Consider the following 15,959-nt stretch of genomic DNA (forward strand, 5'->3'; position numbering starts at 1 on the left):
CGGTCAGGCGCCGGTGTTGGCCGCCAGCACGTTGCCGACGCCGCGGTCCAGGAGCGGCGCGGCGTGGCTGATGCCGGAGAGGTCGTTGTTCTCGACGACCACGTTGGTGGCCTCCGGCATCAACCGGACGGCGCGCGCGGTCGTCGCCCCGGGGAGGGCGGTGAAGGTCGACCCGGTGATCGTGGCACCGGTGGCGGAGAAGACGTCGACCCCGAAGAACGTGTTCCCGATGTCGGTGAAGCGGCTGCCGTCGACGACCAGGTTGGTCACCGGGACGGTCGGTCCGGCCACCAGGACCCGCTTGCTCGCCCCCGCGCCGGTGCCGCCCTTGTGGGTGCCGCTGAACGAGCACCCGCGGAACGTGACGTCGGAGGCGGCGTCCACCACGGCGACGAGGGGAGCGGCGCCCGACGGCGCGGGGAAGTCGCAGGTGTCGAAGGTCAGGCCGCTGATGTTGGGGCCGCCGACCCGCAGGATGCTGTTCACCGGGTTGACGATGTTCGTCCGGGTGAACGTGACCCCGGCGATGGCGCCGCCCGTGCCGGCGTCGGTCTGGATGCGGATCTCCTGCGTCGACGCGTCGGCGGCGCCGGCCATGTCGACGGTGCAGTCGGTGAAGGCGATCCGCTCGATGCTGCCCGTGCTGTGGCTGTTCTTGACCACGATGCCCCGGTTGGTCGCCTCGCCCTGGCACGACTCGAAGGAGCAGTCGGTCACCGAGGCGTTCATGTCGGTGGTGCCGGGCTCGCCACCGGTGAACTCCAGCAGCGCGACCAGGAACCGGCTCACCGTGCTGAACCCGGTGCACTCGACGAACCTGCCCCGCGTGATGCTCTGGTTGTAGAGGGCGGGCTCGGCCAGCGGGTTGCCGATCGGCACGAACTGGTAGCAGTCGTCGCCGGACTCCACGTGGCACCGGGTGCCGAGGAAGTCGCTGCCCCCGAACACCCGGATGCCGCCGGTGCCGGTCTCCTCCGCGCTGTTGCGGATGGTGACCTGGTCGATCCGGCCCCGGTCGCCGGCGAACATGATCGCCTGCCCGCCGGAGTAGGTGTCGATGGTGAAGCCGCGCAGCACCACGTCGTGGCCGTAGAGGCCGATCACCACGCCGGTCTTGGTGAGGTCGCGGGCGCCCATCGTCCCGGGCCCGGTGATCTGCACGCCGCTGATCGGCTGGGAGAGGTCGGCGTTGCGCAGCAGGGCGTCCTGCAGGCCGACCGGCGCGGCCCAGTCCTTGAGCAGGCGGGCGCCCCGGTCCAGGTACAGCTGCGTCCCGGCCGGCACGAGGAGGCTGGCGGTGATCCGGTAGGTGCCCCTGCGGATCAGCCCCACCTGCTTGCGGCGCGCCGAGGCGTCGATCAGCTTCTGGACGGCGCGGGTGTCGTCCCGGACGCCGTCCCCCTTCGCGCCGAAGTCCTTGAGGTCCAGGAGCTCGTCCTCGTCGCCCACGGTGCGCAGCCCGTTCCCCGGGGCTGCCCAGGACGGGGTGCCGCCGAGCAACGGCACGGCGGCCAGCCCGGAGGCGCCCAGGAACAGCAGGCCGCGGCGGCTCAGCTCGGGGCCGCTGGGCGTGCGGCGGGCTCGGCGGGTGCGGTCGGACATCGGGGCTCTCATCTCGGGGGAGGCGCCGGTGGGGGCCGGTGCGGGTTCGTGCGGGGGGCGGGGGTGCAGCCGGGAGTTCAGCGGGCGGCGGACCGCGCGGCCGTGACGGCCTGCCGGTGCACGGCGGCCACGGTGCGGACGAGGATCACCAGGTCGCGCCAGAGCGACCAGTGCTCGATGTAGGAGTTGTCGAAGCGGGCGCGCTCCTCGATGGAGGTGTCGCCGCGCAGGCCGTGGACCTGCGCCCAGCCGGTGAGGCCGACGGCCAGCCGGTGCCGGTCGCGGTAGCCGTACACCGAGTCGGCGAACTGCGCGGCGTACGTGCGCTCCTCCGGCCGCGGGCCGACCAGGGACATGTCGCCGCGCAGGATGTTCCACAGCTGGGGCAGCTCGTCCAGGCTGGTCCGGCGCAGCAGGTTGCCGATCCGGGTCTGCCGCTGCTCGACGTCGATCTGGCGGGCGTGCATGGTGCTGCGCGTTGAGCCGGTCGTCGCGGCGGCGGGCGCCGGGGCGGCCGGGCGCAGCGTGCGGAACTTGAGGATGGAGATCTCCGCGCCGTCGTGCCCGGTCCGCGGCTGGCGGAAGAGGATCGGGCCGGGGCTGCTGATCCGCACCGCCAGGGCGAGCAGGGCCATGAGCGGCGCGAGCAGCGTCAGCGCGACACCGGAGACGGCGACGTCGATGACCCGCTTGACCCGCCACACGCCGCGGCGCAGCGCGGCCCGGCGCACCCGGTGCAGCGGGATGCCCCAGAGGTCCTCGACGTCGGGGCCGTTGGGGGACAGGCCGACGTCGAAGAAGCGGGGGACGATGTAGACCTCGATGTCGCGCTCGGCGGCACTACGCACCAGGCCGACCAGCTCGGCCTCGCGGGTCGGCCCGTAGGCGACGACGACCTTGCGGACGCCGTAGGTGTCGAGGACCAGGTCGAGGTCCTCCATGTGGCCCAGCGGCTCGCGCTCGTCCAGCGGGGACCCGCCGCTGAGGAACCCGACCCCGCGCAGGCCGAACTCGGGATGCTCGTCCAGCGTGGTCAGCAGGTCCATCCCCAGCCGGCCGCCGCCGAGGACGAGGGTGGGGGAGCCGACGAGCCGACGCCGGCGCGCGCCGCGGACCAGGGCGTAGCCCAGGCTGCGGCCGGCCACGAAGCAGGGGACGGCCCAGAGCAGGTGCACGGCCAGCGAGAGGTCGGCGCCCAGGGCGTGTGCGACGGGGGCGGCCAGCAGCAGACCGAGACCGAGCCGGGTGAGGTGACGCGGCGCCTCGTCGAGGGCCGAGAGGGAGATCCGCGGCCGGTGCGAGCCGAAGGAGGCCAGCACCGCGAGGGCCGCCACGAGGAGCACGGCCACGTACGGGAGGGGGGTGCCCAGCCACAGGGTGGGCAGCGCCAGGGCGATGGCGTCCAGCACGACCAGCAGGGCCCGGAACAGGCCCCGGTGCTCGCGGACCTCCGCGTCGGGCAGGTGCAGCGCGGCGGAGTCCGGGCGCGGTGCGGTGCGCACCGACCCGTCGAGAACGTGTCGCACGGCCTCCGGGTCGAGCGTCTCCCCGAGCTGCCGTCCGCCGACGTCGATCATGTCGAAACCCCTGCCTGTCGTCGTAGGAAGAGGTTCGTCGGCGGACGAGGAACGCCACACTCCCGCGCGTGGGTCCGTCCTCCCCCCAATCCGGGGGCGTCGTCGCGCCGGGGCGGGAGGAGGCGCCGGTAGCATCCGGCCGGTGAGCGACGCCCCGGACTTCCTGGTCATCGGGGCGGCCCGGAGCGGGACGACGGCCCTCGCGTCGTTCCTGGGGGAGCACCCGGACGTCTTCGTGTCCGACCCCAAGGAGCCGCACTTCCTCGCCTTCCCCGACGGCGGTCCGGCGTTCACCGGCCCGGGGGCCGACCTGATCAACCGCACCGCGACGCGCGACGAGCAGACGTGGCGCGCGCTGTTCGCCGGCCGGCCGGAGCGCCGCCGGGGCGAGGGGTCGGTCAGCACGCTGTGCTACCCGGAGGCGTCGATCCCCGCGATCCAGCGGCTGTGCGCCCCGGGCTGCCGGCTGGTCGTGATGCTGCGCGACCCGGTGGACCGCGCCTTCTCCAGCTGGCAGTACCTGCGCTCGCGGGGCCACGACGCGGGCACCTTCGAGGAGTGCCTCGCCGCCGAGGAGGAGCGCACCCGGGCGGGCTGGAGCCACATGTGGCAGTTCGCCCGGCTCAGTCGGTACGGGGAGCAGCTGGCGCCGTTCGCCGAGGTGTTCGGGGACCGGCTGCGGGTGGTCGTCCAGGAGGAGTTCGCCGCGGACCCCGCCGGTCAGCTGCGGCGGGTCCTGGAGTTCCTCGACGTCGACCCGGACGTGCCGATCGACGCGGCCCGCCCGGTGAACGAGGGCGGCGTGCCGCGCAGCCGGTCGGTCGCGGGCGCCCTGGACCTGCTGCGGCGCTCGCCCGCCGCGCGCCGCGTGGTCAAGCGGCTGGTGCCCCCTCGGTCCCGGGAGCGCATCCGGTCGGCCAACCTGCGGCAGGCGACCGTCGCCCCCGCGACCCGCCGGCGGCTGGCCGGGTCCTTCGCCGACGACCTGCGGGACCTCCAGCGGATCGTCGGGCGCGACCTGTCCTGCTGGCCCAGCGTCCGCACCGGGGATGCCGGGCGGTGAGCGAGCGGCTGCGCGTCCTGCAGGTCATCGGCATCACCGTCGGGGGATCGGCCGAGCACGTGCTCCAGCTGTCGTCCCTGCTCCCGCGCGACCGGTTCGACGTCACCGTCGCCCTCTCCGGCGGCGGGCCGCTGGACGACGAGATCCGCGCCACCGGCCTGCGGGTCCTCGACTACGCGCCCGCGCACGGGGTGGGCCACTTCAAGCAGGCCTCCCCCGACAGCCCGCTGGAGCTGCTCCGCCAGTTCGCCCGGCTGCGCGCCGACATCCGCCGCCACCGGTACGACGTCGTCCACACCCACACCTCCGTGGCCGGCGCGATGGGCCGGGTCGCCGCCTGGACCTGCCGGACGCCGGTGCGGCTGCACATGGTGCACGCCTTCGCCGGTCACGACGCCGTGCCACAGCCGCGGCGCACCCTGTTCCGGCTGGCCGAGCGGGTGCTGGACCGGCTCACCACGCACACCGTCGTCGGCTCGGAGTTCATGCGTGACCTCGGGCTCCGCCGGCGGCTGCTGCGGCCGGGGCGGGTCACCGTCATACCCAACGCCAGCCGCATGCCGGTCGGCGACGGCACCGACGCCGACCGCGCCCGGCTGCGCTCGGAGCTCGGGCTGCCGGCGGACGCCCTGCTCGTGGCGCTGGTCGGGCGGGTCGAGGAGCAGAAGGGCGCCGACACGCTGGTCCGGGCCGCGGTCGCGGTGACCGGGGCGGTGCCGCGGGCGCACGTCGTGGTGGTCGGCGACGGCGCCCACCGCGCCCGGGTGGAGGCGCTGGCGGCCGAGCTGGGTCTGGCCGGGCGGGTGCACGTCACCGGGTGGCGGCACGACCTGGGCGACGTCGTCCGGGCGATCGACGTCCTGGCGCTGCCGTCGCGCTGGGAGGCGTTCGGCATCGTCAACCTGGAGGCGATGGCGGCGGCCAAGCCGGTCGTCGGCTTCGCCGTCGGCGGTGTCCCGGAGGTCGTCGTCCACGGGGAGACCGGGCTGCTGTCGCCCCCCGGCGCGGCGGACGACCTCGCCCGCGACCTGGTCCGCGTGCTCACCGACCCGGAGCTGGCGGCCCGTCTCGGGGCGGCCGGCCGGCGCCGGCTGCTCGAGCGGTTCACCCCCGGGGCGATGGTGCAGGCGCACGCGGAGCTCTACGAGGAGCTGGTCACCCGCGGCCGGCGCGCGCCAGCACGTCGTCGATGAGCCCGGCGAAGGTGCGCCCGAGGTCCTCCACGCGGTAGTGCGCGCGGATCAGCGCCGCGCCCTCGGCACCCATGGCCGCGCGGTCGGACGGCGGCAGCGCGAGCAGGTCGGCGATGCGCTGCCGGATCGACGCCGGGTCCCCGCTGCGGGCCAGCAGGCCGTGCCGCGGCTCCTCGAACACCGGCGGGCGGCCGGAGCAGTCGGTGAAGACGGTCGGGCAGCCGGCGGCCATGGCCTCCATGACGGCCAGCGGCAGGGCCGGGCCCTCCCAGCGGGCGGTGTGCACGTAGCCGTCCACCGCGGCCAGCAGCCGGGGGACGTCGTCGCGCCAGCCGAGGAAGGTGACGGTGTGCCCCAGGTCCAGCTCCCGCACCCGGCGGTGCAGGGCGGCCTCGTACTCCGCCGTCCGGCGGGCGGCGACGGAGTCCCCGGCGGAGCCGACCAGCGCGACGTGCACCGGCGCGTCGAGGCCCGCCAGGGCCTCCAGCAGCAGGTCCTGCCCCTTCTGCGGGTCCAGCCGCCCGACGTTGAGCAGCAGCACGTCCCCCTCGGTGGCGCCCAGCTCGGCGCGCAGCCGCGCCCGCTCCGCGGCGGCCAGCTCGACCGGCGGGCGGACGGCGATGCCGTTGGGCAGGACGACGGTGCGCTCGGGTGGGACGCCGAAGGCGGTCATCTCGTCCTGCACGACGGTGGAGGTGCAGACGGCCAGCGTGGTCGCCCGGGCCACCACCGTCCGGTAGCCGCGGCGCTTGAGCGCGGCCAGCGGCCGTGGACCCCAGAAGTGGTGCTGGTTCTGCACCATGAGGACGCCGGGGACCCCCGCCCGGGCGGCGGCGAGCAGGGCCGGCGCGCGGTCGCGCTGGTTGACGCCGATGACGCAGCGTCCGCCGTCGCCGCGCACCAGGGCCGTCAGGGCCGGGACGAGCCGGGGGTCCCAGGGCCGCCCCAGCCGCGGCTCCAGGACGGTCCGGGCACCGATCGCGGCGAAGTCGGGGAGGATGCTCGGCACCCCGGCCGGCACGGCGCCGTGCACGAGCGTCAGCTCGTGGCCCGCCGCGCGCAGCGCCTGCGCGAAGCCCAGCGCCATCTTGGCCGCGCCGGTGCGGTCGGGGAGCCGGACGGTCATGACCAGGCGCCCCCCGGCGCCGGTCACGACCGGCCCGTCGCCGCGCGCTCCGGCGAGCGCCAGGCCGACACGTCCAGCCCGGTTCCCCGCTCCAGCAGGTCCAGGTCGGGGCGGAAGGTCTCCACCAGCTGCCGCCGGGTCTCGGGCCGGTAGCGGGTCCGGACGACGTTGCGCCGCACGATCTCCCGGCGCAGCCGGCGGCGGACCGCCGTCGGCACGAGCGGGGCGACGAACCGCTTGGCCGGGTGCGGGGTGCTCACCAGCCGGCTGAGCAGGGTGCTGCGCGGCTCGCCCGACCGGTGCGGGTCGGGGTCGACGGTGTGCGGCAGCACCGGCACGCCGAGGAACTCGTGCACCCGGGCCAGGACGGCGTCGGGGTCGGCCGACATGTCCTCGTGCCGCAGCACCAGCAGCTGCTCGCGGGGGAACACCTCGAGCACGTGCGCCAGCTGCTCCCCGTACCGGCCCATGCCGGTGTAGTGCCAGATGTGGTGCCAGCCGGCCTCGATCCGGCGGGCCTCGTCGGCCAGCGCCTCCTCGAAGGTGTCGCACGGCTCGAACCCCCGGGTGCGCATGAAGCCGTACGCGGAGAACGCGCGGTCCACCGGGTCGCGGAGCATGCAGATGAGCCGCGCGTCCGGGGCGTCGGCGCGGATCCGCTGCACCGCCTCGGGGTAGTACATCGTCGAGACCGACGCCTCGCCGCGCACCTGGTCCGGCCGTGCTCCGCGGTAGAGCGCCCGGTAGGCGTCGGGGTCGGTCACCGCCAGCCGGTTGATCGTCTGCCGGTCGCCGGGGCCGGTGAACGACGGCGTCGACCCGGCCAGGGCGTAGTAGTGCGGCTCCTTGGGCTCGGTCAGGAACAGCCGGGGGTGCTCGACCAGGTACTGGTAGAGCGCCGTCGTCCCCGACCGCGCGGCACCGATGATCAGGAACTGGGGGGTCACGATCGGGGTCCCTTCCGCGCCGGTAGCGCGATCGTACGGATGCCCAGCGTGCGGGCCGCCGCCCACGCGAGGTGCAGGTTGCGGGCGCTCATCGCGACCGCCGCGGCGGCGGCCACCCCGGTCGCGCCCTGCGCCGAGCCCCACCAGACCGACAGCGCGACGAACCCAACCGAGGAGACCAGCGCGCTGACGGCGACCAGGCGCTGCTGCCCGGCGTGCGAGAGCACCACCGAGCACGGCCCGGTCCAGGCGTTGACCAGGACGCCGACGGCCATGACGAGGGCGGGCACCACGGCATCGGCGTACTCATCCCCGAACACGGCGGGCACGAGGACGGGTCCGGCGACGGCGAGGACCAGGACGGCCGGCGCGGTGACGGCGGTCGACCAGACGGCGGACCGCCGGATCGGCTCGGCGAGGTCGGCCAGCCGGCCCTCGGCGGAGGCGGCGGCGATCCGCGGGGCCAGGGTCCGCATGCCGATCGACACCGGGACGGCGAACAGCACCGCGATCCGCACCGCGACGGCGAACACGGCGACCTCGTCGACCGGCGCGAGCGCCGCGAGCAGCCACGTGCCGGCCTGGGGCACGGTGACCGACGCCAGGGTCGCGAGCGTGAACGGCCCGCCCGAGCGCAGCAGCTGCCACGGCGAGGAAGCGGCCTCCCTGGCCTGCCGGCTGCGCACCTCCTGGAACAGCCAGAGGACGCCGGCGAGGTAGACCGCCGTCTCCAGCCCCACGGCCCACCACAGCGCCGTCTCCAGGGAGGGCAGGAGGGTCGCCGTGGCGGCCAGCAGGACGACGAGCCCGATCAACAGGACCCGGCGGACGTGCTCGCCGAACAGCAGCGACAGGCCGAAGCGGCCGCGGGCGCGGAAGGCGTTGACCAGCACCGGCCCGACGGCGGCCACGGGGAGCCAGGCGGCGACGAGCAGGACGAGGGGGCGGTAGGCCTCCGGAGGGGTGCCCGAGGCGGCCGCGAGGGGGCCGGCGACGCCCCACCAGAGCGCGCCCACGGCGACCACGCCGACGGCCTGGCCGACGAGCAGCCGCCGCAGCAGGCTGGCGTGGGTGCGGGCGTCGCCGCGGGCCAGGGCGATCGTCGCGACCTGGGTCAGCCCGTACTGGGCGAGCACCGAGAGGAAGGTCAGCCAGCTCAGGCCCCACGACAGCGCGCCGAAGTCCTCGGGCGGCAGCAGCCGCGCCCCGACCACGGTGAACAGGAACGCGCTGGCGATCGCGGCGAGCTGTCCGGCGGCGACGAGGGCCGCGTCGCGCCGCAGGGCGCCGTGCTGCCCGACGCCACCCTGACGGTGTGCCACAGCGGTCAAGAGGCGGACGCCGTCGGTCCGGGTGCGCCCTCCGGCAGGGCCGGCGCGGCGGCGGTCTCCGGGCTGCCGCCCCCGTCGCTGTCGCGGCGGGCGAAGAGGTTCACCAGGAGGGCCACGGCGATGATGGGCAGGCCGATCCCGACCCACTTGGGCAGCGAGGTCACCCACAGGCCGCCGGGGAAGATGCGCACCGCGAAGACCAGGCTGAAGCCCCAGACCAGCGGGTCGCGCAGGAACCGGCGCAGGGCGAGCTGGCCGGCGCGGGCGAGCAGCCCGCTGACCAGGCCGCCCAGGAGGACGCCGAGCACGCCGAAGTTCACGTACCAGTCGCCGGCGGCGGTGGCCGGGAAGCCGTTGTTGCGGTCGATGTAGGTCTGCGCCAGCTGGACGGCCGGGGAGACGAACGGGTCCTGCTGCCCGGCGATCGCCGAGGGCACCGCGGCCACCGTGCCGTCCACGAAGTCCTGCCCGTCGCGGAAGTCGAACTCCTCCGGCCAGTCGTCGAGCAGCAGCAGCAGCGAGTCGTAGAAGGTGTTGTTGGTGGCCACGGCCATCATCCGCACCGTGCTCTGGCCCTCGATGGTGGGCGCGAGGTCGCCCCACAGCACGGTGTCGCGCGCCGTCCGCAGCGAGAACGCCAGCAGCAGGGCGAGCACCGGCACGAGCAGGAAGCGGCGCCGCCAGCGGGGGTCGCGCAGCCAGTCCCACCCGGTGCGGACCGCGGCCCGGCGGCCGATCGAGCCGAAGATCAGCGAGCCGGCCACCAGCGCGATCACCGAGATCACCGGCACGTCGCGGGCGCCCCAGGTCCAGCTCAGGTAGCCGTTGAGCGCGACCAGGCCGAGCGCGACCAGCCGCAGCGGTGCCCGCCGTACCGAGAAGAACGCGGCGACGCCGAACAGCGCGGCCAGCATCGGGATCGAGCGCAGCGCGCGGCTCTCGGCGATGTCGCGGTCGACCTTGGCCGCCTGGATCAGCCCGGCCGGCCCGCCGTACCGGATCCACAGCAGCACCGTGGCGACGAACGCCACCGCGGTCAGGACGACGGCGACCAGCACCAGCGTCCGCGGCGGCAGCGAGCCGCGGCTCATCGGGTAGAGCAGCCGGGCCGGGCCGACGAGCGGGGACAGCCAGCGGGCGCCCGCCCAGATCCCGAGCAGGAACAGGACGACGACCCCCTGGCCCAGGACGATCAGCTCCTCGGTCTCCCGGGCGGCGAACAGCTCGGTCGGGAACGGCGTGTCGAGCCCGAGGGCCAGCAGCAGCGGGCGCCACAGCAGCTGCAGCGCCAGGTAGTAGAGGGTGAGGGCCATCAGGTCCAGCGGGTGGTGCACCAGGCGGTGGTAGACCCAGACCCAGACCACGATCGACGCGACGACCGCGAGCAGGGGCACGATCACGAGCGCACCTCCACCGGACGTCGGTTCCCGCCGTGGCCCGGCGGACGCCGTGTGGTACGGCGGCGCGAGGGTAACGCAGCCACCCCGGTTTCCCGTCGCTCCTGCCCTAACATCCCGACGGTGCGTCCAGGTCCCAGGTTGATGATCGTCGGCGCTCCCAAGAGCGGGTCGACCGCCCTGTTCCAGTACCTCGCCGGCCACCCCGACGTCCGGGCGCACGTGCACCGGGAGATGCCCTTCTTCGGCCGGGACGAGGAGTTCGCCGGCGGCTGGGCCCGGGCGGTGGAGAAGTACTACGACCCCGGCGTCGGGGACGCGCCGCTGGTCGCCAAGCACACGATGGCGCTCTACGACCCGGTCGCGCTGCGGCGGATCGCGGAGACGACCGACGCGGTGGTGGTCGCCGTCCTGCGCAACCCGGTGCCGCGGGCCCACTCGCACTACCAGTACGCGCGGCTGCGCGGCTGGGAGGACGCCGCCACCTTCGAGGAGGGCCTCGCGCGCGAGGCCGGCCGGCCCGCCGGCACCCCGCCGGCGGCGCGCGATCTGCACTACGCCGGGAACGGGGTGTACGCGCCGCACGTGCGGGACCTGTTCGCGGCCGTGCCCGCGGAGCGCCGGCGGGTCTACCTGTCCGACGACCTGCGGACGGGTGCGGCACGCGTGTGCGCCGAGCTGTTCGAGCTGGCCGGCCTCCCGCCGTACGAGCCCGACGTGGCGCGCGGGCACAACGAGGCCCGGGCGCCGCGCTCGGCCCGCTTCGCCCGGGTCTTCCTCGCCGCCCAGCAGCCCGGCAGCCCGCTGCGCCGGCTGGCCGCGCGGGTGCCGAGCCGGACCCTCTACCGCGCGCGGTACCTGGTGAACCGGCTGAACGAGGGGCCGGCGCCGTCGGCGCCCGTGGACCCGGCGACCGCCGCCGGGCTGCGCGACCGGTTCCGCGGGCCCAACGCCGAGCTCGCCGATCTGCTGGGCCGGTCACTCACCGCATGGGACACGTGACACGCGATAGCACACGATCTGCGGGGGGTCGCCGGTACCTTGACGCCGTGCTGGACACCACTCCTGACGACACCGCGCGTCCTGACGACACCGCCCGCCCTGCGCCCGGGCGGGGCGCCGTCACCCACCGGGCCGAGCGGCCGGCGGACGCCGACCCCGGCCTCCGGGAGTACCTGTCGGCCCTGGGCCGCTGGTGGTGGCTGGCACTCCTGGTCTTCCTCCTGGTCCTCGGCGCGGCCGTCGGCTCGCTGTCGGTGATCGACCCGGTCTACCGCTCGGAGGCCACGGTCCTGCTGCGCACGGAGGACAGCCGGCAGCTGTTCCCCCGCACCGCCGGCGGCGCGGTGGTGCGGACGCCGCAAGCCGAGCTCCTCTACGCGCAGAGCGACGCGTTCCAGGACCGGGCGCGGGACGCCGCCGGCGAGGAGGTCGAGGTGGAGGTGCGGGCGACGCCGGAGGCCAGCGCGCTCCTCTTCTCGGCCGAGGCCGGGGACCGCGAGGCGGCGCGCGCTGCGGCGCAGACCTGGGCGGACACCTACGTGACGGCCCGGCACGAGGACGACCGGGCCCAGACGCAGCGCCTGCGCGACCTGCTGGTCGGCGACCGCGACGGGCTCAACGCCCGGCGCGGGGAGATCCTCCGTCCGGTCGCCGCGCTCGACGAGGCGGTGGCCGAGGAGACCGACCCGATCGAGCTGTCCCGGCTGCTCAACCAGCGGCTGGCCATCCAGCGCAACCTCGCCGGGGAGCTCGACCCCCTCGAGGCCTCGATCCGGCAGCTGAACACCCAGATCAGCGGGCTGGACATCGACCTGCGCGTGCTCGAGGACCCGCAGGCGGTCGCGCGGGTCAGCAGAGCGGCCGAGCTGCCCGAGGAGCGGGCCAACGGGTCGATGACCCAGAGCCTGGCGGTCGGGGTGCTCGGCGGGCTGGTGCTGGCCGCCGCGGCGGTGGCCGCGGCCCAGGCGCTGCGGCCGCGGCGCCGCTAGCGGTCAGGAGCCCGCCGTCAGGAGCGGGCGCCGTCAGGAGCGGGCGCCGGCCACCTCGGGGTGCTCGGCGAACCAGTCGATCGTCCGCTTCAGCCCGTCGTCCAGGGCCACCTGCGGCTCCCAGCCCAGCGCGCGGCGCGCCAGCGCGATGTCGGGCTGGCGGACGGTGGGGTCGTCCTCGGGGCGCGGGATGAAGTCGATCACCGACGAGGACCCGGTCAGCTCGACGATCCGCTGGGCCAGCTCGAGCACCGGGATCTCGTACGGGTTGCCGATGTTCATCGGGCCCGGCTCGGCGGAGAGCAGGAACCGGATCAGGCCCTCCACCAGGTCGCTGACGTAGCAGACCGACCGGGTCTGGCTGCCGTCACCGGCGACGGTGATCGGCTCGCCGGCCAGCGCCTGCCGGATGAAGGTCGGGATCGCCCGGCCGTCGAAGGGCCGCATCCGCGGGCCGTAGGTGTTGAAGATGCGCACGATCGCGGTGTCCACGCCGTGCGTGCGCCGGTAGGCGGAGGTCAGCGCCTCGGCGAAGCGCTTGGCCTCGTCGTAGACCCCGCGCGGGCCGACCGGGTTCACGTTGCCCCAGTAGGTCTCCGGCTGCGGGTGCACGAGCGGGTCGCCGTAGGTCTCCGACGTCGAGGCGAGCAGGAACCGCGCCTCCTTCTCCTTGGCCAGCCCCAGGGAGTGCAGGGTGCCGATCGAGCCCACCTTCATCGTCGCGATCGGCAGCTCGGCGTAGTCGATCGGCGAGGCGGGCGAGGCGAAGTGCAGGACGAAGTCCACCGGCCCCGGGACGTGGATGTAGTCGGTGACGTCGGCGCGGACCAGCCGGAAGCCCGGGCGCTCCATGAGGTGCGCGACGTTGGCCGGGGTGCCGGTCAGGAAGTTGTCGAGGCACAGCACCTCGATGTCACGGTCGAGCAGGGCCTCGCACAGGTGCGATCCGAGGAAGCCGGCCCCTCCGGTGACGACGGCGCGTGCCATGAGGTGTCCTCCAGTCGGTGGTGCTCCGGTCGACGGTGCCGTGGCCCGCCGGCCGCCGCGGAGGAACTCCGTCGACGGGACGTCGGGTGGCGAAAGGTAGCAAGGACGATGCCGTTCCGGCTCCACTCTGACGGGGGGTGCGCCGGGAGAACCCGAACCGGACCGGCCGGGTCTCGAACAGGCAACGATCGCCGTCCCGACCTGCGACCTCCCGCGGACCGGGCCAGGGTCGGAGGAGGACGCACCCGCTCAGCAGCCCGGAGGTCCCCGTGCGCAGCAACCGGCTCCTGCCCCTGGTCGCGGTCGGCACCCTCGCCCTGGCCGCCTGCGGCGGCGGGGAGAGCGTCGACACCGGCGGCGGCGGAGGGGGGAGCGGCGGCGACGAGGGCGGGACGCTGGTCGCGGCGGTGTCCGCGCAGCCCGACCAGTTCGACCCGCACGTCACCACGGCCTATCCGAGCTTCCAGGTGCTCGAGAACGTCTACGACACCCTCGTCGTCCCCAACGCCGAGGACCTCACGATGGAGCCGAGCCTGGCGACGGAGTGGGAGACGAGCGCGGACGGCCTCACCTGGACGTTCACGCTGCGCGACGACGTCACCTTCCACGACGGCAGCGAGTTCGACTCCGCCGACGTCGTCTACTCCTACAACCGGATCATCGACGAGGAGCTGAGCAACTCCTTCCGGTTCCAGAACGTCGCCTCGGTCGAGGCCGACGGCCCGCAGACCGTCGTGATCACGCTGAGCCAGCCCACGCCGAACCTGCTGGAGCGGATCGGCTCGTTCAAGGGCATGGCGATCCTCCCCGAGGGCGCCGCCGAGGACCTCGACCTCACCACCGAGGCCAACGGCACCGGCCCCTTCCGGCTGGAGAGCTCCGACGCCAGCAGCACCGTGCTGACCGCCTACGAGGACCACTGGGGCGGCGCCCCGAGCATCGGCGGCGTCGAGTTCCGCTACATCACCGAGCCGGCGGCGGCCCTGACCGCGCTGCAGAACGGCGAGGTGCAGTGGACCGACAACGTCCCGCCGCAGCAGATCGAGTCCCTCGGCGGCGACGACACCGTCGAGCTGCAGACGACGCCGAGCGTGGACTACTGGTACATGTCCATGAACTACGCCCGCCCGCCGTTCGACAACCGCGACGTGCGGCGCGCGATCTCCTTCGCGATCGACCGGGCGGCGGTGGCCGAGGCGGCCTGGTTCGGGGCGGCCCAGCCCAACCAGACGGCGATCCCCGAGGACAGCTTCTTCTACACCGACTACGCGCCGTTCCAGCCCGACCCCGAGCAGGCGCGGCAGCTGCTGCAGCAGGCCGGCGTCCAGACGCCGCTGACGATGGGCCTGATGGTCACCGACGAGTTCCCGGAGACCGTCACCGCCGCGCAGGTCATCGCCAGCCAGCTCGAGCCGATCGGCATCGAGGTCAACATCGAGACGCTGGACTTCGCGACCTGGCTGGACCGCCAGGGGCAGGGCGACTTCGACGCCTTCTACCTGGGCTGGCTGGGCAACCTGGACCCGGCCGCCTACTACCAGGAGCAGCACCAGACCGGCGGCCCGAACAACTACCAGGGCTACAGCAACCCGCAGGTCGACCAGCTGCTGCAGCAGGGCGCGACCGAGACCGACGAGAACGCCCGCAAGGCGGCCTACGACCAGGCCGCGCAGCTCATCGTGGACGACGTCTCCTACCTCTACCTCTACAACCCCGACGTCGTGCAGGCCTGGGCGCCGGACCTCTCCGGCTACCAGATCCGGGCGGACAAGGCGATCAACTTCGAGAACGTGGAGCTGCCCTGAGCGGCTACCTCCTCCGCCGGGTCGGCCAGGCGCTCGTCGTCCTGGCGGGGGTGAGCGTGATCGTGTTCGCCCTGGTCCAGCTCGTCCCCGGTGACCCGATCCGGCTGGCCCTCGGCACCCGGTTCGACCAGGAGACCTACGACGCCCTGCTGGCGCGGTCCGGCCTGGACCAGCCGCTGGTGCAGCAGTACGTCACGTGGGCGGGGCGGGCGCTCACCGGTGACCTCGGGGTGAGCTTCCGCAGCGGCGAGACGGTCACCTCGCTCATCGCCGAGCGGCTGCCGGCGACGCTGACGCTGGCGCTCGCCTCGATCCTCGTGGCGCTGCTGATCGCCGTCCCGCTGGGGACCCTCTCGGCGCTGCACCCGCGGTCCCTCGTCGACCGGGTGGCCACGGTGCTCAGCCAGATCGGCATCTCGGTGCCGGAGTTCTGGATGGCGATCGTGCTCATCCTGGTCTTCGCCGGGACGCTGGGGTGGCTGCCCTCGGGCGGCTACGTGCCGCTCAGCGAGGACCCGTTGGGCTGGCTGGAGCGGCTGGTGATGCCGGCGGTGGTCACCGGGGTGGTGTCCGGGTCGGTGATCACCCGGTTCGTCCGGTCCAGCGTGCTCGAGGCGCTGGGGGCCGACCACGTGCGGACGGCGCAGGCCAAGGGGCTGCCCACCCGGCAGGTGTTCACCTGGCACGTGCTGCGCAACGCGCTGCTGCCGCTGGTGACGGTCACCGGCGTGCAACTGGCCTACCTGCTGTCCGGGGTGGTCGTCGTGGAGATCGTGTTCTCCTGGCCCGGGCTCGGGCAGCTGGCGCTGCAGGCCGTCCAGGCGCGGGACTACCCGGTCCTGCAGGGGGCGATCCTGCTGTTCGCCGTGGTCTTCCTGCTCATCAACCTCGTCGTGGACCTGCTCTACACCGCGATCGACCCGCGGATCCGCCGATGACC

Annotated in this window: 13 protein-coding genes; 6 read left to right on the forward strand and 7 right to left on the reverse strand. The window is 74.5% G+C overall.

Annotated features, from left to right (window positions below; translation table 11 throughout):
• Nucleotides 1-3: 3 nt before the first annotated feature.
• Nucleotides 4-1,602: a glycosyl hydrolase family 28-related protein gene (locus PGN05_RS07435; RefSeq protein WP_419751901.1), complete on the reverse strand. Its 1,599-nt coding sequence runs from the start codon at nt 1,600-1,602 to the stop codon at nt 4-6.
• 77 nt (nt 1,603-1,679) lie between these two features.
• On the reverse strand, nt 1,680-3,179 hold the full coding sequence (locus PGN05_RS07440) for an exopolysaccharide biosynthesis polyprenyl glycosylphosphotransferase (RefSeq protein ID WP_419751902.1): 1,500 nt from the start codon (nt 3,177-3,179) through the stop codon (nt 1,680-1,682).
• A gap of 142 nt (nt 3,180-3,321) precedes the next feature.
• On the opposite strand from PGN05_RS07440, the gene PGN05_RS07445 reads away from it, so the two are divergent.
• On the forward strand, nt 3,322-4,242 hold the full coding sequence (locus tag PGN05_RS07445) for a sulfotransferase family protein (RefSeq protein ID WP_419751903.1): 921 nt from the start codon (nt 3,322-3,324) through the stop codon (nt 4,240-4,242).
• Nucleotides 4,239-5,435 (forward strand): glycosyltransferase, encoded by a 1,197-nt coding sequence (locus tag PGN05_RS07450; RefSeq protein WP_419751904.1) that lies wholly within the window; start codon nt 4,239-4,241, stop codon nt 5,433-5,435. The genes PGN05_RS07445 and PGN05_RS07450 overlap by 4 nt, the downstream gene beginning before the upstream one ends.
• Here the strand turns inward: PGN05_RS07450 and PGN05_RS07455 are convergent.
• From PGN05_RS07455 to PGN05_RS07470, 4 genes are read right to left on the reverse strand one after another with little or no spacing between them, the layout of a single operon-like run.
• Complete coding sequence (locus PGN05_RS07455) at nt 5,398-6,588, reverse strand: glycosyltransferase family 4 protein (RefSeq protein ID WP_419751905.1); 1,191 nt, start codon at nt 6,586-6,588, stop codon at nt 5,398-5,400. The two genes, PGN05_RS07450 and PGN05_RS07455, sit on opposite strands and share 38 nt — an antisense overlap.
• Entirely contained in the window at nt 6,585-7,508 is a 924-nt protein-coding gene (locus PGN05_RS07460; protein ID WP_419751906.1) for a sulfotransferase family protein, read from the reverse strand. Before PGN05_RS07460 ends, PGN05_RS07455 begins: the two co-directional genes overlap by 4 nt.
• Nucleotides 7,505-8,830 carry a lipopolysaccharide biosynthesis protein gene (locus PGN05_RS07465; RefSeq protein ID WP_419751907.1) on the reverse strand — a complete coding sequence of 442 codons (1,326 nt, stop codon included), beginning with the start codon at nt 8,828-8,830 and terminating at the stop codon, nt 7,505-7,507. Before PGN05_RS07465 ends, PGN05_RS07460 begins: the two co-directional genes overlap by 4 nt.
• A gap of 5 nt (nt 8,831-8,835) precedes the next feature.
• The gene (locus tag PGN05_RS07470) at nt 8,836-10,239 is read right to left on the reverse strand and encodes a hypothetical protein (RefSeq protein ID WP_419751908.1); all 1,404 of its coding nucleotides are present in this window, start codon (nt 10,237-10,239) and stop codon (nt 8,836-8,838) included.
• 141 nt (nt 10,240-10,380) lie between these two features.
• Between PGN05_RS07470 and PGN05_RS07475 the strand changes: the two genes are divergently transcribed.
• Together PGN05_RS07475 and PGN05_RS07480 are read left to right on the forward strand one after the other, a co-directional pair.
• Nucleotides 10,381-11,238: a hypothetical protein gene (locus tag PGN05_RS07475; protein ID WP_419751909.1), complete on the forward strand. Its 858-nt coding sequence runs from the start codon at nt 10,381-10,383 to the stop codon at nt 11,236-11,238.
• 47 nt (nt 11,239-11,285) lie between these two features.
• Nucleotides 11,286-12,227 (forward strand): hypothetical protein, encoded by a 942-nt coding sequence (locus PGN05_RS07480; protein WP_419751910.1) that lies wholly within the window; start codon nt 11,286-11,288, stop codon nt 12,225-12,227.
• A 33-nt stretch (nt 12,228-12,260) separates the two neighbouring features.
• Here PGN05_RS07480 and PGN05_RS07485 read toward each other — a convergent pair whose 3' ends face one another.
• Nucleotides 12,261-13,214, reverse strand: coding sequence for a UDP-glucuronic acid decarboxylase family protein (locus PGN05_RS07485; RefSeq protein ID WP_419751911.1), 954 nt, complete (start codon nt 13,212-13,214; stop codon nt 12,261-12,263).
• Nucleotides 13,215-13,483: 269 nt separating this feature from the next.
• On the opposite strand from PGN05_RS07485, the gene PGN05_RS07490 reads away from it, so the two are divergent.
• A complete protein-coding gene (locus tag PGN05_RS07490; protein ID WP_419751912.1) occupies nt 13,484-15,019 on the forward strand; it encodes an ABC transporter substrate-binding protein in 1,536 nt (511 codons plus the stop codon).
• The gene (locus PGN05_RS07495; protein WP_419751944.1) at nt 15,016-15,957 is read left to right on the forward strand and encodes an ABC transporter permease; all 942 of its coding nucleotides are present in this window, start codon (nt 15,016-15,018) and stop codon (nt 15,955-15,957) included. The genes PGN05_RS07490 and PGN05_RS07495 overlap by 4 nt, the downstream gene beginning before the upstream one ends.
• Nucleotides 15,958-15,959: the final 2 nt, after the last annotated feature.

This window comes from Geodermatophilus sp. CPCC 206100 (assembly GCF_048569675.1).
Lineage (GTDB): Bacteria > Actinomycetota > Actinomycetes > Mycobacteriales > Geodermatophilaceae > Geodermatophilus.